This window comes from Marivita sp. NO-S04, assembly GCF_059070475.1.
The window spans coordinates 2,549,466-2,573,671 of the sequence record NZ_CM180980.1 but is presented as its reverse complement, the minus strand read 5'-3'; the positions used below and the strand labels follow the sequence as shown (position 1 = coordinate 2,573,671).

The 24,206-nt window shown below is 60.6% G+C and carries 20 protein-coding genes; 11 read left to right on the top strand and 9 right to left on the bottom strand.

Going from position 1 to position 24,206, the window contains the following annotated elements; genetic code table 11:
* Complete coding sequence (acs, locus tag ACK3EW_RS13145) at window positions 1–1,974, bottom strand: acetate--CoA ligase (RefSeq protein WP_493806585.1); 1,974 nt, start codon at window positions 1,972–1,974, stop codon at window positions 1–3.
* Between the two features lie 472 nt (window positions 1,975–2,446).
* On the opposite strand from acs, the gene ade reads away from it, so the two are divergent.
* Window positions 2,447–4,150: an adenine deaminase gene (ade, locus tag ACK3EW_RS13140; protein ID WP_493806584.1), complete on the top strand. Its 1,704-nt coding sequence runs from the start codon at window positions 2,447–2,449 to the stop codon at window positions 4,148–4,150.
* Here the strand turns inward: ade and ACK3EW_RS13135 are convergent.
* The gene (locus ACK3EW_RS13135; protein ID WP_493806583.1) at window positions 4,147–5,022 is read right to left on the bottom strand and encodes a LysR family transcriptional regulator; all 876 of its coding nucleotides are present in this window, start codon (window positions 5,020–5,022) and stop codon (window positions 4,147–4,149) included. The genes ade and ACK3EW_RS13135 overlap by 4 nt on opposite strands.
* 105 nt (window positions 5,023–5,127) lie before the next feature.
* Here ACK3EW_RS13135 and ACK3EW_RS13130 point away from each other — a divergent pair, with 105 nt between their 5' ends.
* On the top strand, window positions 5,128–6,681 hold the full coding sequence (locus ACK3EW_RS13130) for a proton-conducting transporter transmembrane domain-containing protein (protein WP_493806582.1): 1,554 nt from the start codon (window positions 5,128–5,130) through the stop codon (window positions 6,679–6,681).
* 23 nt (window positions 6,682–6,704) lie between these two features.
* Complete coding sequence (locus tag ACK3EW_RS13125; RefSeq protein WP_493806581.1) at window positions 6,705–9,104, top strand: YbcC family protein; 2,400 nt, start codon at window positions 6,705–6,707, stop codon at window positions 9,102–9,104.
* 6 nt (window positions 9,105–9,110) lie between these two features.
* Here the strand turns inward: ACK3EW_RS13125 and aroA are convergent, their stop codons facing one another.
* Window positions 9,111–10,373 (bottom strand): 3-phosphoshikimate 1-carboxyvinyltransferase, encoded by a 1,263-nt coding sequence (gene aroA, locus ACK3EW_RS13120; RefSeq protein ID WP_493806580.1) that lies wholly within the window; start codon window positions 10,371–10,373, stop codon window positions 9,111–9,113.
* A gap of 138 nt (window positions 10,374–10,511) precedes the next feature.
* Here aroA and ACK3EW_RS13115 point away from each other — a divergent pair, with 138 nt between their 5' ends.
* From ACK3EW_RS13115 to ACK3EW_RS13095, 5 genes are read left to right on the top strand one after another with little or no spacing between them, the layout of a single operon-like run.
* Window positions 10,512–11,360: an arsenate reductase/protein-tyrosine-phosphatase family protein gene (locus ACK3EW_RS13115; protein ID WP_493806579.1), complete on the top strand. Its 849-nt coding sequence runs from the start codon at window positions 10,512–10,514 to the stop codon at window positions 11,358–11,360.
* Entirely contained in the window at window positions 11,357–12,355 is a 999-nt protein-coding gene (locus ACK3EW_RS13110) for an ArsJ-associated glyceraldehyde-3-phosphate dehydrogenase (RefSeq protein ID WP_493806578.1), read from the top strand. Before ACK3EW_RS13115 ends, ACK3EW_RS13110 begins: the two co-directional genes overlap by 4 nt.
* Window positions 12,352–13,617, top strand: coding sequence for an organoarsenical effux MFS transporter ArsJ (gene arsJ, locus ACK3EW_RS13105; RefSeq protein WP_493806577.1), 1,266 nt, complete (start codon window positions 12,352–12,354; stop codon window positions 13,615–13,617). Before ACK3EW_RS13110 ends, arsJ begins: the two co-directional genes overlap by 4 nt.
* A 50-nt stretch (window positions 13,618–13,667) precedes the next feature.
* Window positions 13,668–14,810: an iron-containing alcohol dehydrogenase gene (locus tag ACK3EW_RS13100; RefSeq protein WP_493806576.1), complete on the top strand. Its 1,143-nt coding sequence runs from the start codon at window positions 13,668–13,670 to the stop codon at window positions 14,808–14,810.
* Complete coding sequence (locus ACK3EW_RS13095; protein WP_493806575.1) at window positions 14,807–15,736, top strand: aminotransferase class IV; 930 nt, start codon at window positions 14,807–14,809, stop codon at window positions 15,734–15,736. Before ACK3EW_RS13100 ends, ACK3EW_RS13095 begins: the two co-directional genes overlap by 4 nt.
* Here the strand turns inward: ACK3EW_RS13095 and ACK3EW_RS13090 are convergent.
* Window positions 15,733–16,197 (bottom strand): DUF3237 domain-containing protein, encoded by a 465-nt coding sequence (locus ACK3EW_RS13090; protein ID WP_493806574.1) that lies wholly within the window; start codon window positions 16,195–16,197, stop codon window positions 15,733–15,735. The genes ACK3EW_RS13095 and ACK3EW_RS13090 overlap by 4 nt on opposite strands.
* Before the next feature lie 78 nt (window positions 16,198–16,275).
* On the opposite strand from ACK3EW_RS13090, the gene ACK3EW_RS13085 reads away from it, so the two are divergent.
* Window positions 16,276–16,752, top strand: a complete 477-nt coding sequence (locus tag ACK3EW_RS13085; protein ID WP_493806573.1) for a MarR family winged helix-turn-helix transcriptional regulator — start codon at window positions 16,276–16,278, stop codon at window positions 16,750–16,752.
* 2 nt (window positions 16,753–16,754) lie between these two features.
* Complete coding sequence (locus ACK3EW_RS13080) at window positions 16,755–17,522, top strand: SDR family NAD(P)-dependent oxidoreductase (RefSeq protein ID WP_493806572.1); 768 nt, start codon at window positions 16,755–16,757, stop codon at window positions 17,520–17,522.
* Window positions 17,523–17,525: 3 nt separating this feature from the next.
* Here ACK3EW_RS13080 and ACK3EW_RS13075 read toward each other — a convergent pair whose 3' ends face one another.
* From ACK3EW_RS13075 to ACK3EW_RS13055, 5 genes are all read right to left on the bottom strand, one after another.
* Entirely contained in the window at window positions 17,526–19,184 is a 1,659-nt protein-coding gene (locus ACK3EW_RS13075) for a sulfatase-like hydrolase/transferase (protein ID WP_493806571.1), read from the bottom strand.
* A 104-nt stretch (window positions 19,185–19,288) separates the two neighbouring features.
* Entirely contained in the window at window positions 19,289–20,617 is a 1,329-nt protein-coding gene (locus ACK3EW_RS13070) for a TRAP transporter large permease (RefSeq protein ID WP_493806570.1), read from the bottom strand.
* 12 nt (window positions 20,618–20,629) lie between these two features.
* Window positions 20,630–21,142 carry a TRAP transporter small permease gene (locus tag ACK3EW_RS13065; RefSeq protein WP_493806569.1) on the bottom strand — a complete coding sequence of 171 codons (513 nt, stop codon included), beginning with the start codon at window positions 21,140–21,142 and terminating at the stop codon, window positions 20,630–20,632.
* Between the two features lie 64 nt (window positions 21,143–21,206).
* Complete coding sequence (locus ACK3EW_RS13060) at window positions 21,207–22,244, bottom strand: TRAP transporter substrate-binding protein (RefSeq protein ID WP_493806568.1); 1,038 nt, start codon at window positions 22,242–22,244, stop codon at window positions 21,207–21,209.
* A gap of 173 nt (window positions 22,245–22,417) precedes the next feature.
* The gene (locus ACK3EW_RS13055) at window positions 22,418–23,206 is read right to left on the bottom strand and encodes a crotonase/enoyl-CoA hydratase family protein (protein WP_493806567.1); all 789 of its coding nucleotides are present in this window, start codon (window positions 23,204–23,206) and stop codon (window positions 22,418–22,420) included.
* Window positions 23,207–23,307: 101 nt separating this feature from the next.
* On the opposite strand from ACK3EW_RS13055, the gene ACK3EW_RS13050 reads away from it, so the two are divergent.
* Window positions 23,308–24,204, top strand: a complete 897-nt coding sequence (locus ACK3EW_RS13050) for an amidohydrolase family protein (RefSeq protein WP_085628510.1) — start codon at window positions 23,308–23,310, stop codon at window positions 24,202–24,204.
* Window positions 24,205–24,206 lie beyond the last annotated feature (2 nt).

Here is a 24,206-nt window from a genome sequence, read left to right as displayed (position 1 = left end):
TCACCCCTTATTCATCCGGTTTTCGATGAGGTCATCGACGACGGAGGGGTCTGCGAGAGTGGAAGTGTCTCCCAGTGCGCCGTAGTCGTTTTCGGCGATCTTGCGCAGGATGCGGCGCATGATCTTGCCCGATCGGGTTTTCGGCAGGCCGGGGGCCCATTGGATGAGGTCGGGCGATGCGATGGGGCCGATCTCGGTGCGGACCCAGGTGCGCAGCTCTTTGGTGAGCTCGTCCGAGGGCTCAACACCGTTCATCAGGGTGACGTAGCAGTAGATGCCCTGACCCTTGATGGCGTGCGGGTAGCCCACCACAGCAGCCTCGGCCACCTTGGCATGTGCGACCAGTGCCGATTCCACCTCGGCCGTGCCCATCCGGTGGCCCGACACGTTGATCACGTCGTCCACGCGGCCGGTGATCCAGTAATCCCCGTCAGCGTCGCGCTTGCAGCCGTCGCCCGAGAAGTAATAGCCCTTGTAGTCCGAGAAGTACGTCTTCTCGAACCGCTCGTGATCGCCCCAGACGGTGCGCATCTGCCCCGGCCAGCTGTCCTTGATCGCCAGCACGCCTTCGGTCGGGCTGGCATGGATTTCCTCACCCGATTGCGGGTCGAGAACCACGGGTTGGACGCCGAAGAACGGCTTCATCGCCGCCCCCGGCTTGGTCGCATGCGCGCCCGGCAGCGGCGTGAGCAGATGCCCGCCGGTTTCAGTTTGCCACCACGTGTCGACGATCGGGCAGCGGCCGCCGCCCACCACGTCATTGTACCAGTTCCACGCTTCGGGGTTGATCGGTTCGCCCACCGTGCCCAAAAGCTTGAGCGAGGATAGATCGCATTTCGTTACGAATTCGTTACCCTGACCCATCAACGCGCGGATCGCAGTCGGTGCCGTGTAGAACTGGTTAACGGAATGTTTCTCGCAGACCTGCCAGAAGCGCGAAGCGTCCGGATAGGTCGGCACACCTTCGAACATCAGCGTGGTCGCGCCGTTCGCCAAGGGCCCGTAAACAATGTAGGAATGCCCGGTGACCCAGCCGACATCGGCGGTACACCAATAAACGTCGCCGGCGTGGTAATCGAAGGTAATTTCATGCGTCAGAGCGGCGTAAACCAAATATCCACCAGTTGAGTGCACAACCCCCTTGGGCTGCCCGGTGGAGCCTGATGTATAGAGAATGAAAAGGGGATCTTCGGCATTCATTTCAGCAGGCTGGCTGACGTCCGACGCCTCCAGCGCCATTTCATTGTAGTCAAAGTCGCGCCCGTCGACCCATGTGGTCTGCCCGCCCGTGCGCTTGACCACCAGACACTTGACCGTATCCTTGCAGTGCAGCAGCGCCGCATCGGCATTGGACTTGAGCGGTGTCTTGCGGCCACCGCGCGGGGCCTCGTCAGAGGTGATGACGACCTTGGCGTCCGACCCGTTCACCCGTGCCGCCAGCGCGTCGGGCGAGAAGCCGGCAAAGACGATGGAGTGGATGGCACCAATGCGCGCGCAGGCCAGCATGGCATAGGCCGCCTCGGGGATCATCGGCATGTAGATCACCACGCGGTCCCCTTTGCGCACGCCCATGGTCTCAAGGATGTTGGCCATCTTGCAGACGCTGCGGTGCAGGTCTTTGTAGGTGATGTGCTTGGCAGGCTCGTTGGGATCATCGGGTTCGAAGATGATCGCGGTCTGATCACCGCGGGTCGCCAGATGCCGGTCGACACAGTTGGCCGCCACGTTCAGCGTGCCATCGGCGAACCAGTTGATCTTGACCCGACCCAGTGTGAAATCCACATCCTTGATCTGCGTCGGTGCCTTCATCCAGTCCAGACGCTGCGCCGCCTCCGCCCAAAACCCCTCAGGATCAGACACCGACCGCGCATACATCTCCTCGTATCGAGACGCATCAATATGCGCCTGCGACACAGTTTCGGAGGATGGCGGGTACACGGCCGTTCCATCGTTGGTGGTGGTTTGATCGTTCATGGTCTTGGTCTCCCCTCGCGCCGCCCGATCCCCTTCGGGCGCTTCAGACTGCGATCACAGATGTGTTATCGCGGCTTGGCTGGATCATACGCGACAGTGAAAACAATTAAATAAGCAAATAAAAAACAGTAAGTTACGTGTAAATATTTTTCATCACGAAAGGAAAATACGTAAATAAATTTACCCGACGCTACGTAAAGCCCTCTAAAACAAGGCAAGTTTGAATTGGTGGATTTCGGGCTGTTTGCGGTAACCGTGACACGCTGTAGCAGGGCGCACATTCGCGCTCCGGGTGTGACATATTGATCCGGTATGCCGCTGTATGCCGAATTTCATGTGCCTTATTTTTCGTCACGCCCCAACGGACCGCCGAAAAACTCGGCACTGAGTCGCCCGTCAGAAACACACGAGGCTTGGTTGCCGGAGCGCGCTTCGGGTAGACTTGGAAAAAAACACAGGAGCGCCACACCCCATGCCTGATTTCAGCCCTTTGGATCGCCGGATCGCCGTTGGACGCGGGGATATGCCTGCCGATTTGGTGTTGCGCGGCGCCAAGATGCTCGACCTGGTGACCGGTGACCTGCTCGACGGCGATATCGCCATCTGTGATGGCATGATCGCGGGCACCTGCGGCACCTATGAGGGGGCCGAAATCCGGGACATGGCAGGCCTGATCCTTGTGCCGGGTTTCATCGACACCCACCTGCACATCGAAAGCTCGCTGGTTACGCCCTATGAATTCGACCGCTGTGTCGCCCCGCACGGGATCACCACCGCCATTTGCGACCCGCACGAGATTGCCAACGTGATCGGCGCGGCGGGCATCCGTTATTTCCAAGAGGCGAGCCGCCACACGCTCATGGACATCCGGGTTCAGCTGTCCTCTTGCGTGCCCTCCACGCATATGGAAACCGCCGGGGCCCAGTTGCTGGCAGCCGATCTTGCGCCGCTCATGGGGCATCCGTCAGGCATCGGTCTGGCGGAATTCATGAACTATCCCGGCGTGATCCACCGCGATCCTCAGGTGATGGAAAAACTGCATCTGTTTGAAGGCGGCCATATCGACGGCCACTGCCCGCAACTTCGCGGCATGGACCTGAACGCCTATATCGCCGCCGGGATTTCCACGGAACACGAAGCGACCACCGCCGAGGAGGCTCGCGAAAAGCTGCAAAAGGGCATGCGCGTGCTGATCCGTGAGGGGTCCGTGTCAAAAGACCTTCACGCGCTGCAACCGCTGCTGACCGAACGCACGGCTCCCTATATGTGCCTGTGTACCGATGACCGGAACCCGCTCGACATCGCTGAGGAGGGGCATCTTGATTACATGATCCGCACGCTGATCGCCTTGGGCACGCCACCGCTGGCCGCTTATCGCGCGGCGTCGCTGTCGGGGGCCGAGGCGTTTGGGCTCAAGGATCGCGGATTGATCGCGCCGGGCAAGCGGGCTGATATCGTGGCGGTTCGGTCGCTTGACGCGTGTGATGTGCAGATGGTGTTCTGTGGCGGGATAGAGGCCACGGCAGAGAATTTTACCAAACGGTCAAGAATAGACCCGGTTGGCATCGGTTCGGTCCACGCGCCGCATCTGAAGGCCGAGGATTTCCGCACCAAAGCCAACCGCGCAGAGACCGACGTCATCGGCATTGTGGAAGGCAAGATCATCACAGAACATCTACACGAGACCATTGCGGTCGAGGACGGCGACAAACACCCCGACCCGACGCGCGACCTCATTCGCATCGCGGTGGTCGAACGGCATGGCAAGAATGGCAACATTGCCACCGGGTTTGTGCGTGGGTTCGGGTTGCAGCGCGGGGCGATTGCGTCGACCGTCTGTCATGATCACCACAACATCGCTTGCGTGGGGGTAGATTACGCCGACATGGCGCTGGCCGCGAACCGGCTGTCCGAGATCGAAGGCGGGTTCGTCGTGGCGGCCGGGGGTGAGGTGTTGGCCGAGCTGGCCTTGCCCGTTGCCGGGTTGATGAGCCTTGAGCCGTTTGAAGAGGTGCATGACCGGTTGGTCGACCTGCGCGCGGCGGCGAAGAGCCTTGGTGTGACGCTCAACGAGCCATTCCTGCAACTGGCATTTCTCGCGCTGCCGGTCATTCCGGCGCTCAAGATCACCGACCGGGGGATGGTCGATGTGACCAAGTTCGAGATTATCGCCTAGCGCGCTGCCGCTTCCAGCAATTCGGTCAACAGTGGGTTGGGGTAGCGGCGGTCCAGCGTGACCGCGTAGAACAGTTCGTGCAGGTCCAGCATCGCTGCTTGCACCAGATCGCCACGTGCCAGTTCGTCCTGCACGACGATCGGCGGCACCACGGCCAAGCCTGTGCCGCGCAAGGCCAGAAGGCGGATCATGGCCATATCATCAACCTCAGCCGCAATGGTGGGCTTGGCCTGCACGCGCGACAGCAACGTATCAAAGGCGTTGCGGATCTGGGTGTCGCGGGTGGGCAGGATCAGGGGGTGATCCGCGACGAGGTCTTCAAAGGGGCGGTTGCCGCGCACCCGGTCGGGCGTTCCGAACAGGCCCACAGTCTGGTCGGCGAGTTTTTGCGTCAGGTATGGGCTGATCGCGTCGCGGGCAGGGGGCGTGTTGGTGAGAACCACATCGAGGTTGAGCGCATCAAGCGCAGCGTAAAGCTCGGATGCGCTGCCCGAACGCAGGATGACTTCCACATCGGGTCGGCCAAGGACGGGTTCCAGAAAGGTGATCTGAAAGTTGCGCGACAGGGTGGACAGCGCACCGACCCGCAAGGCGCGGGCAGGGCGCGCGGTTTCGCGCAGAGTGTCGAGCAGTTCTTCGCCAGCGGTGAAAATCGTGTCTGCGTGATCGAGCGCGATGCGGCCCGCCTCGGTCAGATGCAGGGCGCGGCCTCGGCGCTCAAACAGCGTTTGACCGAGGCGTTCCTCCAACTGTTTGATTTGCGACGACAAAGCCGATTGTGACAGGTTCAGCCGCTCGGCCGTTCGGGTGAGGTTGCCGTCATGGGCCACGGCCCAGAAATAGCGAAGGTGATGATAATTCAAGTCTGACATTCGTTCTGTTTAAGTGAACGATAATTGATAAACAATGTATTTTTATTCACCAAAGGCGCGGGCTAGGTCCCCCTACAAGATCACGCCCTTACAGGAGACCGTATCATGATCACCGCTTTGCCGCTTTTGGCCCCCGTCTTTTTCGCGATCATCGGGTTCGTCTATATGCGTAGCGAAATGCCGCGCGGGTCGGCCCTGCTGCGTCTGGGCGAATATGCCGGACTGGCTGCGATGGTCGTGTCGCTGGGCACTTTGGCTCTGCTGATCGCCAATGGATCGGCCACCAGCCCGCTGATCGGTGCGGCCGAGATGGGCTTTGCCGCCCGGATCGACGCGGTGAGTGTGACCATGCTGATGCTGGTGAGTTTCATCGGCTGGGTCGTGATGCGGTTTGCTGTAACCTACACAGATGGTGAGGCGAACCAGACGCGGTTTTTGGGCTGGCTGAGCCTTGGTCTGGCGTCCGTTCTTCTGCTGGTGACGGCGGGCAACCTGATCCAGTTGATTATCGGCTGGGGCGCGGTAGGCCTTTGTGTGAACCGGCTGCTGCTGACCTATCCTGAACGGGCGGCAGCACAGCGGGCGGCACGCAAGAAAGCGTTGTGTTCGATGGCGTCTGACGGTGGTCTCATCCTTGGCGCATTTGCGCTGGCGGCGGCTTATGGCACTGCGGATATCGCCACGATCATCGAGGCCGCACGGGCAGGTGAGGGCGGCGGGGCGGCGATCCTTGCGGCTGGGCTGCTGGCGATCTCGGCGCTGTTCAAGTCGGCACAGGTTCCGACCCATGGCTGGCTGACCGAAGTGATGGAAGCGCCGACGCCGGTGTCGGCCCTGCTGCACGCGGGTGTGGTGAACGCGGGCGGCTTCCTGCTGATCCGGTTTGCCGATGTAATGCTGCTTGCCCCCGGTGTGCTGTCGGTCCTGGTGATCCTCGGCGGGTTCTCGGCGCTGTTCGGCGGGTTGGTCATGCTGACCCAACCGTCGGTCAAGACTTCACTCGCGTGGTCTACCGTTGCGCAGATGGGCTTCATGATCCTTCAGTGTGGTTTGGCACTCTTCCCACTGGCGCTGCTGCACATCGTGGCGCACTCGCTTTACAAAGCGCATGCGTTCCTTGCCTCTGGCGGTGCCGTGGCACAGGTGGCGTCGATCCGGCGGCCCGGTCCAGTGGCGATCCCGAATGGCCGCGCGGTGCTCAAGGCGTTTGCGATTGCGCTGGCAATCTACGGAACGCTGGGTCTGCTTCTGGGCATCGACGGCAAGTCGGCACAGGCGATTGCACTGGGGGCGGTGCTGGTGATGGGGGTAGCCTATCTGCTGGCACAAGGTCTGGCGGATCACGCGCCCGAGGTTCTGACCCGGCGTATGGCGGCCTATTCGGTGGCGACCACAGTCAGTTACTTCGCGCTGCAATCCATCGCGATCTGGCTGACCACAGGCGCGCTGCCCGCAACCCCGGCCCCCGGCCCGCTGCAATGGGCACTGATGGTGCTGACCATCCTCAGCTTTGGCACAGTGGCGCTTGCGCAGGCGACCTTCCCGAATTGGGCCAGCCATCCTGCGGCACAGGGACTTCGGGTGCATCTTTCTAACGGATTTTACCTCAACGCGGTGTTTGACCGGCTGACAGGCGGCTGGGCCGCACGGTCACGGTAATGGACAGGACAGGAGATCAAGACATGCTGACAATGGTTGAACGGTTCTCGGGTCCGGCCCTTGAGATCATGGCTGGTGCCAAGAATGCCGCCGCCCACATCCCGCCGCTCTGGTCGCTTGAGGCGACGGTTGCTGTGAACCCTTACGTTGGGCAGGCGGGCGAGCCTTTGCAGGTTGCCGCCGCGCGACTGGCGCGGGTCGCAGGGGTGCGGACGGTGCCGGAGCGGGCACATTTCAAGGCAAAATTCGTGGCGAACGAGCTGAGTGTGGCCGACCTAGAGGCCGGTCTGGCCGAAGTGCCGGAACTGGCAGCGACGGTCGACGACCTGATTGCAGCGATGGACAAAACAGTTGTGGCGCCCGAAACCTTGCCGACGCTGGCTGATCTGGCCGAAGAGGTGTCGGACATCAACTGGCCCGACTTCGTGGCCGAGCGCATTGGGCATTGGGCGGGCGGGCATTATGACACCGGGCAAGCGCTTTGGCCTGCACCCAAGGAACGGGCGTGGCTGTCGTGGCGGTCTTTTGCGCAGCGTGATCTGACGCCAGAGATTTTTGGCCTCACCGGGTTTGCGTCGCGCGTGGCGTCGATGTCGATGTCGGCTCGGGGGGCGTTGACCAAATGTGCCGAGGATATGGGGATCACGGCCGATGCCTGCGAAAGCTATTTCCATACGCTGCTGATGCGCTTGGGTGGCTGGGCGCAACTGGCCTCGGGTGAAGCGTTCCGCGCGAACCTGAAAGGCGACGGCAATAATGACATCACTGACCTTTTGACCGCGAAACTGGTCTTCGAAGCGGCGCTGCTAGCGCGGTACAAGGACAAGATCGGGTGTGCGTGGGAAAGGGTGCTTCAAGAGCACGCGCAACCCATTGTTCCGAGTGAGGACGATCTGATCGACGCGGCTCTGCAGGCGGCGGCGGACCACGCTGCGGCGCGGGTGCTGGACCAGACATTGGCGCAGCCGGTTACAGCCAAGGACGACCTGCCGAACGTGCAGGCGGCGTTTTGCATCGACGTGCGGTCCGAAGTGTTTCGGCGGGCGCTGGAGGCCTCGGGCGACGGGATCGAGACAATCGGTTTTGCGGGCTTCTTCGGCATCGCGGCGGCACATCACGGGTTTGCATCGGACGTGCTTGAGACGCGCGGTCCGGTTCTGATCAACCCCGGTGCGACCTCGGCTGCGACCGACCCGCAGGACAGCGACATGCTGACCCGTGTGGCAAAGCGGGTGACACGGGCGTGGGGCCGGTTCCGGCTGGCTGCGGTGTCTAGCTTTGCCTTCGTTGAGGCCACGGGGCCTTTGTACCTTGGCAAACTGGTGCGGGATTCGCTCGCGCAGAAGCATCCGAGCCTTGGCGTCGGTCCGGCGCCTGCCTTGTCTGACAGCATCACGCTTGAGGATCGGATTGGCATGGCGGCGACCATTCTGTCGGCAATGTCGATGAAATCTGGCTTTGCCAAGGTGGTGCTGCTGGCAGGCCATGGCGCGGGTGTGGTGAACAACCCCCATGCGAGTGCGCTGCAATGTGGTGCTTGTGGCGGCCATGCGGGCGACGTGAACGCGCGGCTGGTGGCGCTGCTGCTGAACGATGCAGACGTGCGGACCGGGCTGGTGGAAAAGGGGATTGAAGTGCCTGCGGAGACTGTGTTCCTTGCTGGTCTGCACGACACGGTGACCGATGAGGTCCGGCTGTACGAGGACGATCTTCCTGCAGGGCACACGCAGGTGGCAACGATTGCGTCACTCAAGCAGGCACTGTCGATGGCAGCCAAGGTAACCCGCACGGAGCGGTCCGCTCGGTTGCCTCGGGCCACAGATCAGGCGGCGGTCATGGAACGGGCCAAGAACTGGTCGGAAACCCGGCCTGAATGGGGTCTCGCAGGGTGTTCGGCTTTCATCGCAGCACCCCGTTCGCGGACCATGGGGCGGAGCCTTGATGGGCGGTCTTTCCTGCACAGCTATGACTGGCGGCAGGACACCAACTTCCAGGTTCTGGAACTGATCCTGACCGCTCCGGTCGTCGTGGCAAGCTGGATCAGCCTGCAATACTACGGCTCCTCCGTCGCACCGGATGCGTTTGGGGCTGGGAACAAGCTGCTCCACAACGTGACCGGTGGCATCGGTGTGGTCGAAGGCAATGGCAGCGTGCTGCGCGGTGGTCTGCCGTGGCAGTCGGTGCATGACGGCGAAAACTTCATGCATGATCCCCTGCGGCTGTCGGTGGCGATCGAAGCTCCGCGTGAAGCGATCACCGACATCCTCAACCGCCACGCAGGTGTGGCGGCGCTGTTTGACAACGGCTGGCTCAAGCTCTTTGCGATGGACGACGAAGGGCGGCTTGGCTGGCGGTATACTGGCAGTGGCGAATGGGTGTCGCTGCGCGGCGATAAAGACGCACCGCTGATCGCGGCGGAGTGACCAGCGTCAGGGCTGGGTGATGTCGACCGACACGCCCAGTCCGCGCAGGACATCCCAGTAATTCGGGAAGGTCTTGGACACGCAATAGGGGTCTTCGATCCGCAAGCCTTTGACTTTCATGGCGGCCAAAGCGAAGCACATGGCGATGCGGTGGTCCGCATGGCTGTCGATCAGGCCGTCGCTGACATGGTTGGCCAGTGCAGGATCAGCATGCACGATCAGGTCATCGCCTTCGACCGAGGCCAGACCAGGGCGCACCTGTTCCAACCCTTTATGTACGGCGTCGATCCTGTCGCATTCCTTAACGCGAAGGTTTTCGATGCCGGTAAAGCGCACGGGTGTGTTGTTGAATGCGGCCAGCACCGCAAGGGTCGGGATGGCGTCCTGCATCTGAGATCCGTTGATTTCGGCCGGCATGTGCGGGAAGGCGGCGATCATATCATGGGCTTTGGCGTCGGGTTGGTTCATGTCACCCGGGGCGGTGCCGATATCTATGCTCCCCCCGGTAAGCTTTTCCGCCGCCCAGAGATACGTCGCCGCACTTGCGTCAGGTTCGACGTGGTAGTCGGCAGCGGTGTAGCCGCCCGGTGCCACAACGATCTGGTTCTCGGACGGAAAGCTGACGGTCGCACCAAAGGCGCGCATGACAGCGGCTGTAATGTGCAGGTATCCCACCGCGCCAATCTTGCCGCCACCGATGGTGATGCGGGTCTCACCTTTGCCCATTGCCGCAAGCATCATTATGGCCGAAATATACTGGCTGGACAGCTTGCCGCTGACCTCGATGTCGCCGCTTTGGAAGGTGCCATTGCCTTTGATGGTGACGGGCGGGCAGCCGGTTTCGGACGTGGCATCGACGCCCATTGCGCGGAGCGTATCGAGCAGTGGCGCGATGGGGCGTTTCTGCATGTGTTCGTCACCGGTGACGATGGTGGTGCCGTTTACCAAAGCGACAGCGGCGGTCAGAAAGCGCGTCGCGGTGCCTGCATTGCCTAAGAACAGCGGTTCGTCTGCCGGGTGAAGGGTGCCCGAGCCGGTTACTTCAACCGTGGTTTCATCAACCTCAGTGATCCCCACACCCATCGCGCGAAGGGCGGTCATCATGTAATGCGTATCGTCGCTGCGCAGGATGCCTGTCAGGCGGCTGGTGCCGCGGGCCAGTGCCGCCACCAGAAGCGCGCGGTTGGTCACGGATTTGGAGCCGGGCAGGGTCACATGGCCCACCAGGGGCTGGGTCACGGGGGTGATGCTGGCGATGGGCAGCGACATGGCGGATCTCCGGTCGGAACGTCAGATGCGGGTTTACGGGTTTTGCCGCGCGTCGCAATCCGAAAGTCGCAGTGCATGGCGCAGGCACATGGTCAAACGATTCATTGACTGGCACATTATTTCCATTATTCACGAAATATGGAAATAAGAATCGCCTCACAACTCTCGACACTCGGTCATCCGCAAAGATTGGCCATTTTTCGCATGCTCATGCGGCGGATGCCGGACAAGGTGCCGGCGGGTGAAATCGCAGACGCCTTGGGCATCAAGCCGTCCACTCTGTCGGCGTATCTGTCAAACCTGCTGGACGCTGGATTGCTGAGCCAGACGCGGGTTGGGACATCGCTTCGTTACAGTGTGGATGTAACAAATATGCAGGGAATGCTGGATTTCCTGCTGCTCGATTGCTGTCGGGGCAGACCGGATATGTGCAGCCCGCTGGCCGCGGGCTTTGGACAGGGAATGACGGATATGTCTTTCAAAAAGTTCAGTGTTCTCTTTATCTGCACCGGCAATTCGGCGCGGTCGATCTTTGCTGAAACAATCCTGCGGGACATGGCCGGAGATCGGTTCGATGTCTATTCCGCAGGCACCAAACCCTATTCCGTATTGAACCCGATGGCGGTCGATGTGCTGCGCCAAAAGGGGCACGACGTCTCCGGCTTGCGTGCCAAAAACGTGCAGGAATTCATAGCCCAAGATGCGCCGAAGTTCGATTTCGTGTTCACGGTCTGTGATCAGGCCGCGAACGAGGATTGCCCGGCGTGGTCGGGCCAGCCGATCAGCGCGCATTGGGGCATGGTCGATCCGGTCAAGGCTAGTGGGTCAGAGGCTGAACGCAGTCTTGCCTTTCAAGTGGCCTACGGAGCGCTGCGCAATCGGATTGGCGTTTTCACAGCTCTGCCCATGAACACGCTTGACCGGATTTCATTGCAGAAAGCGGTCGATGATATTGGACAAATGACCGAAGAGGATGCCTCTGCATGACAACCTACGCGCTGAACGGGCTTGGCCGCATTGGCAAGCTTGCCCTGAAACCCCTGTTGGAGAAGGGCGCAAAGATCGCGTGGATCAATGACGCGGTGGGCGATCCAGAGATGCACGCGCATCTGTTCGAGTTCGACACTGTGCATGGGCGCTGGCAAGCCGAGTTCGCGCATGACGCGGACAGCATTACCGTTGACGGAGTGCGGTTGCCTTTTGTCGGCACATCCGATCTGTCCAAACTGCCGATGGACGGTGTGGATGTGGTGATCGACTGCACCGGTGTTTTCAAAACTGAGGCGAAGATCGCGCCCTATTTTCAAATGGGAGCGAAGAAAGTTGTGGTGTCGGCCCCGGTCAAGGACGGGCCGACAGCGAATATCGTTTTTGGTGTGAACGACGACATCTATGATGCTGAAAACCATAACATCGTGACAGCCGCCAGTTGCACAACCAATTGCTTGGCGCCTGTCGTGAAAGTTTTGCACGAGAGTATTGGTATAAGTCACGGATCAATAACGACGATTCATGACGTGACCAACACGCAAACCATCGTGGATCGCCCCGCCAAAGACCTACGCCGCGCGCGGTCGGCGTTGAACTCCTTGATCCCCACAACGACGGGAAGTGCGACAGCGATCACGCTGATTTATCCCGAACTCAAGGGGCGGTTGAACGGTCACGCGGTTCGCGTGCCGCTGCTGAATGCATCACTGACCGATTGCGTGTTCGAGATGGAACGTGCGACCTCTGTGGAAGAGGTCAACACGCTGTTCAAGGCGGCATCAGAGGGGCCGTTGAAAGACATTCTGGGCTACGAAGAGCGCCCGCTTGTGTCGACAGATTACACCAATGACACGCGGTCGAGCATTATCGATGCGCTGTCCACGATGGTGGTGAACGGGACGCAAGTTAAGGTCTACGCGTGGTACGACAACGAGATGGGCTATGCGCATCGGTTGGTGGACGTAGCGCTGATGGTGGGCGGTCGGTTGTGAGTAAACCCGAGGGTCTTTCCGCCTATATCGCCGTCACGGCGGCGTATTGGGCGTTCATGCTGACCGATGGCGCGCTGCGGATGTTGGTGCTCTTGCACTTTCACACGCTGGGGTTTTCGCCGATCCAGCTGGCCTATCTGTTTGTGCTCTACGAGATCGCGGGGATGGTCACGAACCTGTCCGCAGGATGGATCGCGGCACGGTTTGGCCTGACCTCGACGCTGTATGTCGGGCTTGGGTTGCAGGTGGTGGCTTTGCTGGCGTTGGCTCAGCTGGACCCGACATGGGCCATTACCGCCTCGGTCGCGTTTGTCATGTGTGTGCAGGGTGCATCGGGTGTGGCCAAAGACCTTGCCAAGATGTCGTCCAAATCGGCGGTCAAGCTGCTGGCGCCAACCGAAGGCGGAGGTCTGTTCCGCTGGGTGGCCATCCTGACTGGATCGAAGAATGCGGTGAAGGGGGTTGGGTTTCTGTTGGGGGCCGCGCTCTTGGCGACGCTGGGATTTGTCGCGGCGATCTACGCGATGGCGGCTGTGCTGGCGGTGATCTTGCTGGCGATCATCTTTTTCATGCCGTCGGGCCTGCCGAAAGGGCGTAAGGGCGCGAAGTTTTCCGAGGTGTTTTCGAAATCCGCCAATGTGAACTGGCTGTCCGCAGCGCGGGTGTTTCTGTTCGGGGCGCGGGATGTGTGGTTTGTCGTGGGCATCCCGATCTATTTCTATGCGGTGCTGTCGGACGGGACCGAGGCGGGCAATCGCGCAACGTTTTTCCTGATTGGGACGTTCATGGCGGTATGGATCATTCTTTACGGGATCGTGCAGGCGAATACGCCGAAGCTCTTGAAGGCGGCAGAGCGGAGTGAAGACGCGCTGATCGCGGATGCGCGGAAATGGGCGTTTATTTTGCTGCTTGTGCCCGTGGCGTTGACCGTGGCGGCGGTGCTGTCGCCGGAGCCGCAGACGTGGCTGACTGTGACATTGGTCATTGGGTTGCTGGTGTTCGGCGCGCTGTTCGCGATCAATTCGGCGCTGCATTCCTATCTGATTTTGGCCTTCACCCAAAGTGAGCGGGTCACGATGGATGTGGGGTTCTATTACATGGCCAATGCCGGCGGGCGGCTGTTGGGGACGGTTCTGTCTGGTCTCAGCTATCAGGTCGGCGGGTTGCCACTGGTGCTGGGCACGGCATCGGTGATGGTGGCACTGGCGGCGCTCGCCTCGGGACGGTTGCGCAGTGACGGGGTGCTGCAAGCCTCGACATGAGGTGCAAAGACAGGCACATCTTCGGGCAAGTTCTGACCATAGGAGTGCCCATGACCGCCTTTGCCTTTGCCACAGCAGATATGATCCGTTTCGGACGCGGCGAGGCGAAGCAGGCAGTGCCTGCGTTGGCGGCGTTAGGTGCTCGGGTGTTGCTTGTCGCAGGCGCGACCCCGGCGCGTGCGGGGTGGCTTAAGGATGCGCTTGAGGCTGAAGGGGTGGCTGTCACGGTCTTTTCTGTCGGCAAAGAGCCGGATGTTGCGCTGGTCGAGGCAGGGTTGGCCTTGGCACGAGATGCACAAGTTCAGGCGGTCATCGCGATTGGTGGCGGCGCCGTGGTCGATGCGGGCAAGGCGATTGCGGCACTGGCCCCGGCCAGGCGGCCGATGCTTGACCATCTGGAAGTGGTCGGCAAGGGCTTGCCGCTGGATGCCGCTCCATTGCCCTTTGCCGCTTTGCCGACAACTGCCGGAACGGGCGCTGAGGTGACCAAGAATGCTGTGATTTCAGTGCCCGAGGCCCAGCGCAAGGTGAGCCTGCGCGATCCGCGCATGTTGCCAACACTGGCGATCGTCGATCCAGCACTGACGGACAATTGCCCGCGTGGGGTCACTTTGGCCTCGGGGCTGGACGCGGTCACGCAGGTGATCGAGCCGTATTTGTCGTCCAAGGCCAATCCGCTGACCGATGCCATCTGCCGCGATGCGATGCCCAAAGGGTTGGTGGCGATCCGGCAGATCATGGCGGGCGAAGACCCCGATGCACGCGATGCGCTGGCATGGGTCAGCCTGTGCGGTGGGTTGGCGTTGGCTAATGCCGGTCTGGGCGTTGTGCACGGCTTGGCCGGGCCGCTGGGTGGCTTGTCCAACGCGGCGCATGGGGCGATCTGTGGCGCGCTCTTGCCGCATGGATTAAGGGCGAATGGCGAGGCGGGGGATGATCCCGACTTGCAGGCACGGATTGCCGAGGTGCAGGGCTGGATTGCGCGGGCCTTTGGCGGAGCGCCGGATGCGGCATTCGATACGTTGCACAACTGGTCGCAGGAAGCGGGTTTGCCTGGTCTGGATGCGCAAGGGATCACGGACGCGGCGCGGGCCAAGGCGGCCAAGGACGCAGTGAGTTCATCGTCGATGAAGGCGAACCCGGTGGCGTTGACCGAAGACCAGCTAGTGGACCTGATGGAGCGGGCGCGATGACGGATCATACGACGACCCATGATGCGGAAGAGGACGCGCGCAACCGCGATATTCTTATCTACATCAATGGAACGCTTTACCCGCGGGAGGAGGCCAAGGTGTCAGTCTACGATTCCGGCTTCCTGCTGGGCGATGGTATGTGGGAAGGGATGCGCCTTTATGATGGCGTTTGGGCATTCTTTGACGAACACATGGATCGGTTTTTCGACAGCTGCTACGCGGTGGGCCTTGATGTGGGTATGGATCGCGCCGGGATCGCGGAGGCGCTGCGCCTGACCGCCGAGGCCAATGGCATGACCAGCGATGTGCATTGCCGGTTGATGCTGACGCGCGGGACCAAGGTGAAGCCATTTCAGCATCCGAGCCTGTCGCGGTCCGGGCCGACGCTGGTCATCATCATGGAGCATTCGAAACCCGCGCAGGCGTTGCAAGCGCAAGGCATTCGGCTGGCCTCGGTCCCGCAGGTGCGGGGATTGCCGCACAGTCAGGACGCCAAGTTCAACAGCCATTCCAAGCTGAACTGCGTGATCGCCTGCCTTCAGGCCGAAGCGGCGGGGGCGGATGAGGCGCTGATGCTGGACCCGCATGGGTTTGTGAACACCACCAATGCCTGCAATTTCTTCATCATCCGCAAGGGCGAGGTTTGGACCTCGACCGGGGATTATTGCATGAACGGGGTCACGCGGGCCAAGGTGATCGATCTGTGCCGGGAAAACGGGATTCCAGTGTTCGAGAAGAACTACTCGCTCTACGAGGCGTATTCAGCGGACGAGGCGTTTCTGACCGGCACGTTCGGGGCGCAGACGCCCGTGGCGTCGATTGACGGGAAGACGATTGGCTCGGGTGAGCGCCCGCTGACGCATCGTATCCGCACACTTTATAAAGAGGCGATTGCAAAGGACATCGCGGCGCGTAATGCGGATTAGGTGATAGCGTAAAGCTCGACTTGAACGCTGCCTTGATTGCGGGCGCCGACGCCGAGGAACAACGTGCGATTGACCCAATCATAGCGTGCGTCGCCGGTCTCCAAGCGTGCATGGGTGCGCATGTAATAGGAACCGGGGTCCACGGCTTCGCCGCGTGCGACGGCGTCGAGCACCTCTTTCGGGCCGTGGCGGTAGCCGTAATTGATGATCTCGATGGTGGCACCGTCGTCGGTCTCCATCGCGTAGCGCGTGTCGAGTTCTGCCAGACCGTCGGCAAACAGCGTTTGCCAATCTGCGCCGACGTTCAGGATGCGCCCGCTGAGGCGCGGTCCGCTTACTGTGCCGCCGACAATCGGGATGATGCGCCTTGCCCCGGCGCGGCCTGTGCCCATCTCGCGGATCGGATCCAACGTGACCTGCAGCGTGCAGACATGGTCTAGTTTGGGCTGTGGCAGTTTCATCAAGACCCTTTCCGACGGAAATTGTTTACTAACTTAACGATATGATATATTTTTCCTTTGAACAACAGGAGATGACGTATGGCATCGCTGCGCAAGACTGACAGGCGGACCGAGGATGAGGCGCATATCGAAGCGCCGGATCTGGAAGAATTCATCGGCTACAACCTGAAGCGCGCGTATGTGATCGTGCAGGCGGATTTCCGGCGGGCGCTGGGCGAAGACGGATTCGCGCCGCGCGTGTTTTCGGCCCTGTCTCTGGTGGTGCAATACCCGAACGTGACGCAAAGCGGATTGGCACGGATGCTTGGGATCGAGCGGTCGGGTCTGGTGGCCATCGTCGACGAATTGGAAGGGCGCGGCTTGATCAAGCGAACCAATGTGCCCGGAGATCGCCGGGTGCAGGCGTTGGTGCTTACAGCCAAAGGCAAGACGTCCTATGCCGAGGCGCGGGCTGTTGTGCGTGCGCATGAAGATCGGTTGCTGTCGAACCTGAGCACCGAAGAAAAGGCAACTCTTCTGACGTTGCTGGGTAAGATACGGTCACACGAGGATTGATCATGCAGGATTGGGCTGGATATGGCGCCATCGTCACCGGTGGGGCGTCGGGGCTTGGTGCGGCGACAGCGCAGCGTCTGGCCGAAGATGGTCTCAAGGTTACACTTTTCGACCGCAACGCCGAATTGGCCGAAGCGCATGCAACTGCCATCGGAGGCGCTTTTGCCCAAGTCGATGTAGGCGATCCGGCCTCGGTTGCGGCTGGTCTGGAAGTGGCTTGCGCGGCGCATGGCGTGCCGCGTATCCTGATCAACTGTGCGGGTATTGGCGGTGCCGCGAAGACTGTTTCGCGCGGTGCGCCGCATGATCCCGACCTTTTCGAGCGTACAATTCGCGTCAACCTGATGGGCAGCTTCAACTGTGCAAGTCAGGCGGCGGCACGGATGGTGGCTGCTGATCCAGTGGATGCGGATGGCGCGCGCGGGGTGATCGTCAACACCGCGTCTGTTGCAGCGTTCGATGGGCAGGTTGGCCAATTGGCCTATTCGGCATCCAAAGGCGGGATCGTTGCGATGACCCTGCCGATGGCGCGCGATCTGGCGGACAAGGGCGTGCGGGTGTGCACCGTGGCACCGGGGTTGTTCCTGACGCCGTTGCTGCACGAATTGCCCGAGGAGGTTCAGACGTCACTGGGCGCGCAGGTGCCGTTCCCGTCGCGTTTGGGCGATCCGGCGGAATACGCAGCGCTTGTGTCCCATATCACGCAGAACCCGATGTTGAATGGCGAAGTGATCCGTCTGGACGGGGCAATCCGCATGGCGCCGCGCTAAGGATCAGGTCTTGCGGTTGGGGCGGCCCACGGGTTTCAGGCTGTCAAACGGCTTGCCGGTGATGGCCTCGTATTCCTGTTCGTCCCAGAAACCGATGAGGATGCCAACCTCGGCTGCAATCTTCTGGCCTTCCAGAACCTTCGGCGTTGCGGTGACGCGGGTGTGATGCCGTGTCGCCCAGTCCAGAAGGGCTGCCTCCATCCGGGCGCGGACCTCCTGATGTTCGAGGAGGTCTGACGCGCCGAGGTCGGTCAGTTCCTGCGGGTCGGATTGCAGGTCGAAGAGGATCGGTCGGAACGTCTCACAGCGGATGTATTTCCATCGGCCATCAAAGATCATCTTGGTGTGCGCGTGTTCCTGCGGCACGCCAAGCGCCTGCGCCATTTCGGACGAGTGGTAGTCATGTTCGCTGATCGCGTAGCGGCGGGAAAAGCCCTCTGTGCCGTGCAAGATTGGCGTGAGGTCGCGGCCTTCGAGGATATTCGGTTTTGGTGTCCCGCCAACCACAGAGAGGAAGGTCGGCGCGAGGTCGATCATCTCGACCAGCGCATCAGAGACCAGCCCGCGCGTTGCGTCGGCGTCGGGGCGGGGATCATACAGAATAAGTGGCACTTTGACCGCGACATCGTGATAAAAATCCTTGTCGCCCATCCAGTGGTCGCCCATGTAATCGCCGTGATCCGAGGTGAACGCGATGATGGTGTTCTGGGATAGGCCAGTGTCCTCCATCCATTTGAACAGGCGTCCCAGATTGTCGTCGAGCTGCTTGATCAGACCCATATAGGCGGGGATGACGTGCTCGCGCACGTGGTCACGCGAAAAGCTGCGACAGACGCGGGCGTTCAGGTAGGCCTGCATGAGCGGATGGTCCGTGGTGCGTTCCGCATCAGATCGGATCGGATCGAGGATGTGCCGTTCGTCATACATATCATGGTAGGGCGCGGGCACGATATAGGGCCAGTGCGGTTTGATATAGCTGAGATGGCAGACCCACGGGCGGTCGTCATTTTGCGCGGCTTGCATGAAGTCCATCGCGCGGTTCGTCATATAGGCGGTCTCAGAATGTTCCTCGGGCACGTTGGCGGGCAGGCGCGAGTTCTTGAGCAGCCATGCCGAAAGCAGTTCGCCATCGGGAACTACTCCGGAGTTGGCGAAATCCTCCCACGGGTTGTCCGAGGAATAGCCATGCGCGACAAGGTAGTCGTCATAGGCTGACCAGTTCTGTCGGGCGCTGTCAGGGTGCAACCCGTCGTCGCGTTCAAATATGTCGAAGCCGCATTCCGCGCGGCGCACGCCGATTTCGCTTTTGGGGTCGATGCCCAGCCATGCCATGCCTTCGGCGTCAGCGATCATGTGCGTCTTGCCCACCAGCACCGCACGCGACCCGACTTCGCGCAGATGATCGCCAAGTGTCGGTTCACCGATCCGCAGAGGCATGCCGTTCCAAGTTGATCCGTGGCTGCGCACATACCGCCCGGTATAGGCCGACATGCGCGACGGACCGCAGACGGGTGATTGCACATAGACATTGGTAAAGCGCACCCCGCGCTGGGCGAGGGCGTCGATATGCGGTGTGTGCAGGTGCGGGTGGCCGTAGCAGCTCAGGTAATCAAAGCGCAACTGGTCGGCCATGATCCAAAGAACGTTGGGACGGTCTGACATACTGGGCTCGCTCACTTGGGGTTCGGGAGCCTAGATGTGCCGCAGAGGTGTCACGCTGTCCAGCATCGGGGATGTCTTGCGCCGTTGGGTGGCGCAAGACGATGTCACAGCGCGTCGATTACCCAAACCAGCCAGAGCGTGATTGGAGGGAAGGCTGCAAGGATCACCACGCGCACCATGTCGGTCAGTACGAAGGGCAGGGCGCCCTTGTAGGTCTGGCCAATGGGCGTTTCCTTGGCCATCGAGTTAATGATGAACAGGTTCATCCCTACCGGTGGAGTGATCAACCCGACCTCGACCACGATCAGGACAAGGATGCCGAACCAAAGGCCAAAGTCATTCGCGCTCATCCCGAAATCGAGGACGGACATGATCGGGAAGATGATCGGCACGGTCAGCAGGACCATGGACAGGCTGTCCATGACACAGCCGAAGACAAGGTACATCAGCAGCACGATGGTCAGCACAAACCACGGCGAGAAGCCTTGATCTCCGACCCAGACAGAAGCGGTTTGCGGCAATTGGGTAAGCGACAGGAAGTTGTTGTAGATGCCCGCGCCAAGGATAATCAGGAAGATCATCGCGGACGACGCGGCAGTCGACAGGATCGCTTGATTGAGCTTGCCCCAGCTCATTTGACCCGACGCCAACGCGACCAGCCCTGTGCCTGCGGCGCCCACGGCGGCGGCCTCGGTTGGGGTGAAAATGCCTGCGTAGATGCCGCCGACGACGGAAACGAAGATCAGGATTACGGGCCAGACTTGCCCCAGCGCCTTCATTCGCTGTCCCCACGGCACCCGGTCTTTGACGGCGGCGCTGTTGGGCGACCAGTGGACCCAGACGGATATGGCGATCATGTAGCCGATCGCGGCAAGGATGCCGGGGATCAGGGCAGCAACAAACAGCTTTTCAATGTTCTGCTCAGCAAGGATCGCGTAGATCACAAGGATCACCGACGGCGGGATCAGGATGCCCAAAGTACCGCCTGCGGCGAGCGCTCCGGTGGCAAGGGATCCCGGATAGCCATAGCGGCGCAGTTCGGGAAGGGCCACCTGTCCCATCGTGGCTGCCGTCGCCAATGACGATCCACAGATCGCGCCAAACCCGGCGCAGGCCCCAACGGCGGACATGGCCACACCACCCTTGCGGTGACCCAAAAAGCTTTCGGCTGCGCGGAACAGGGCGGCCGACATGCCGGACAGGGTGGCGAATTGGCCCATAAGCAGAAACAGCGGGATGATCGAGAAGGAGTAGTTTGAAAACGTGCCGTAGGTCAGTGTTTTCAATTGGTTCAGGGTCATCATGGATGACCCGATCACCAGGTAGGTTCCGGCGACGCCGACCCCGATCATCGCCAGCGCGATGGGGGCGCGCAGAAAGACCAGCGCGAGAAGGATCGGGAAGGACCAGAGAGCCAGTTCGATATTGGTCATGTCATGTGGTTCCTAGTCCGGAAGTCCGGCCATGCGCCGCCCAGAGCGCAGCACGCAGAATGCCGCGACCATGATGAAGCCGACCGCGCCCAAGAGGCTGGCGGCATAACCCTGCCAGACAGGGATTTGCGCGATCAGAGTGGTTTCGCCGAAAGACAGTTTGTCCTGCATGCCAAGATACAGCCGCCATGTCCCGACAGCCGCGACCACCAGCATGGCAAGGTTGAAAGCGAGGTCCAAAAACCGGTCCATCGGCTTGGGCATGACGGGTTGAAACAGATCCACCCGCGCATGCGCTTCGTTGAATTGGGCCCAGGGCAGAAAGGCAAAGATCGCTGCAGCCATGCCAATTTCGGTCATGTCATAGATGCCGCGGATCGGGCCTACGCCAATATCGAAGGGTACGAGCGCGCGGCCGATGATCGACACACAGGTCAGGACGATGATGCACAACAGCACCGCGCCACCCACAAGAGCCAGCACACGTGCAATGAGTTCGACAATGATCTGAAGTCGCCGGTACATGCCACCCTCCCCAAGGTGCGGTGGGCCATTGCAATCAGCCCACCGCGTTTACTGCTCGGACCGATCAGCCGCCGTGCTTGGCGATCAGGGATTTGGCCTGTTCGATAAGCGCCGCGCCGTCGATGCCTTTGGCGTCCATATCGGCAATCCAGCGCTCGATCACCGGCTGTGACGCTTCTTTCCAACGGGCGACTTCGGCTTCGTCCAACTGAACGATGGTGTTGCCTGCGTTTGCCGCAATCTCGCGTGCCGGGGCGTCCATGTCCCACATGACCTGAGTGGCGAAGGACGACAGCTTGGCACCGGATTCCGCGTCAAGGATTGCACGAAGATCGTCTGGTAGGGCTTCGTACTTGGCCTTGTTCATCACCAGAACGATCGCGGCGGTGTAAAGCGACTCATCACCCGAGAATTCGGTGTGGTTGCTCACCAGTTCCGACAGGCGGATCGCGGTGGTCACTTCCCACGGGATCACGGTTGCCTTCACAACGCCCTTGGACAGCGCTTCGGGGATCGCGGGCAGTGGCATGCCCACAGGCTCGGCACCCAGTTCGGCCATCAGATCGTTGATGATCCGGGTCGGGCCGCGCAGGGTGAGGCCTTTCATATCTTCAAGGCTGGTCACGCCATCGGCAGAGTGGATCAGGCCGGGACCGTGCACCCATGCGCCCAGAACCTTCACATCGCTGTATTCGTTGTTCTGGAAATCGGTTTCCACCATCTCCCAATAGGCTTTGGCAGTGGCAACTGGGTTCGTCATCATGAACGGCAGTTCGAACACCTCGGTACGCGGGAAGCGCCCGGGGGTATAGCCCACGACGGTCATGGACAGATCGACCACGCCATCGCGCGCCTGGTCCATCAGCTCGGGCGGGCGGCCACCCAGCGACATGGCGTCGAAATGTTCGATCTTGATGCGCCCACCAGAGGCTTCTTCGACCTGTGCGGCCCAAGGCTTGAGAATCTGTGCGGGCACCGGTGCGGGTGGCGGCAGGAACTGGTGCAAGCGCAGGGTGACTTCCTGTGCATAGGCCGCGCTTGACACGGCGAGTGCAGCGACTGCGCCCAGCAGCGTGCTTTTTACGAAGCTTCTTCTTTTCATGGTAAATCCTCCCAGATTTGTTGCTTATTTCAGTGTTTCTTCAAGAACACTCCGCAGCATTAGATGCTTTCCGCTGCGGAACGGAATGTCTCCACTGGTCAGGTGGTGGTAAGAAACGTGCATTTCCCAAGTCCCTCATGTCACGGTTCAAAGATTGACCAAGCCCTTTCGTGTTACTTTCTGAAAACGGGTTCGCGCTTCTCGAGAAAAGCCCGCAGGCCTTCTTTCGCGCCCTCAGATGTCTGGCACATCGCCGCGGCAAGGCTTTCGGTGAACAGCCCATCCGAGCGCGACATGTCGCCGATCCGCGCCAATGCATTGATCATCAGATAGTTGGAGAAGGGCGCATTGTCCGCGATCTTGCGGGCCAGCTTGAGCGCAAGGGCAAGACCTTCGCCTTCGCCAACGGAATAATGCGCAAGACCCAAAGACAACGCATCTTCCGCACCATAATTGCGCCCGGTCAGCATCATCTCGCGCATACGGTCAGCGCCGATGATGCGGCCCACGCGCACCGTTGCGCCGCCACCCACGAAGATGCCGCGACGGCCCTCGGGCAGCTGGAAGCGCGCCGTGGGTTCGGCGATCCGCACATGGGTCGAGGCCGCGATTTCCAGCCCGCCGCCGATCACTGCACCGGTCAGAACTGAAATCACCGGCAGACCGCCGAATTCGATCAATTCGGACACACGGTGCCAGTTGCGGGAATGGTAGACGCCGTCGATCGGGGGGCGATGTTCATGCTCGGCCAGATCAAGGCCCGAACAGAAATGCCCGCCTTCGCCACGCAGGATCACCGCGTTCACACCTTCGGGCGGATGCGAGAAGAACTGGTCCAGGTCGTCGACCAACGCGTCGTTCATGGCGTTGCGCTTTTCGGGGCGGTCGAAAATCAGCATGGCGATATCACCTTCGATTTCAACGCGTGTGACGTCACCCGAACGTGTTGAGCCATCGTGCATGTGATCCTCCCGATCCTTCGATTAGTTTTGTTGTATATGTAAACGGTTTTGCTGTATAGCAATTTTTGAAGGCGCTGATTTCTTGCCGTGGGAGGGCAGACATGGTCGATTTTTCAAAGGTGCAAGCCATTGATTTCCATACGCATGCAGAAGAGCCCTGTAATCATGGACGGGATGACGGCTATAATGAATTTCAGTCCGGCATGGCGGCGTATTTCAAGAATCCCGCTGGTGCCGAAGGCATGTTGCCGACGGTTCAGGACACCGCAGACTACTACCGCGAACGTAATATCGCGGCAGTCATCTTTCCTGTCGATGCCGAACGCGAAACCGGGTTTCGACGCTATTCCAACGAAGAGGTTGCACAGCTGTGCGCTCAGAATGACGATATTCTGATCCCGTTCGCGTCGATCGATCCGCATAAGGGCAAGGCGGGTGCGCGAGAAGTACGACGACTCGTTCGCGATTTCGGCGTGCGTGGTTTCAAGTTCCATCCGACGATGCAGGGGTTTTTCCCGAATGACCGGGAAGCCTGTTACACGGTGCTCGAAGCCTGTGCTGAAGAGGGGGTGATCACCTTGTTCCACACCGGACAGACAGGGGTCGGGTCTGGTATGCGTGGTGGCATGGGCATGCGGCTCAAGTATTCGAACCCGATGCATTTGGATGATGTGGCAGTGGATTTCCCTGATATGCCGATCATTCTTGCGCATCCGAGTTTTCCCTGGACTGAGGAAGGTCTGGCGGTCGCGCAGCACAAGCCGAATGTCTATTTCGACATGTCGGGCTGGTCGCCGAAATATTTTCCTGAGATCTTTATCAAATACGCCAACTCGATCCTGAAGAAGAAGATGCTGTTCGGGTCCGATTGGCCGGCCATCACGCCCGACCGATGGCTCAAGGACTTTGCGGATGCGCCCTTCAAGGACGAGGTGCGGCCACTGATCCTCAAGGAAAACGCGATGCGTCTGCTGGGTGTGACGGACAAGGGCGCTTGATG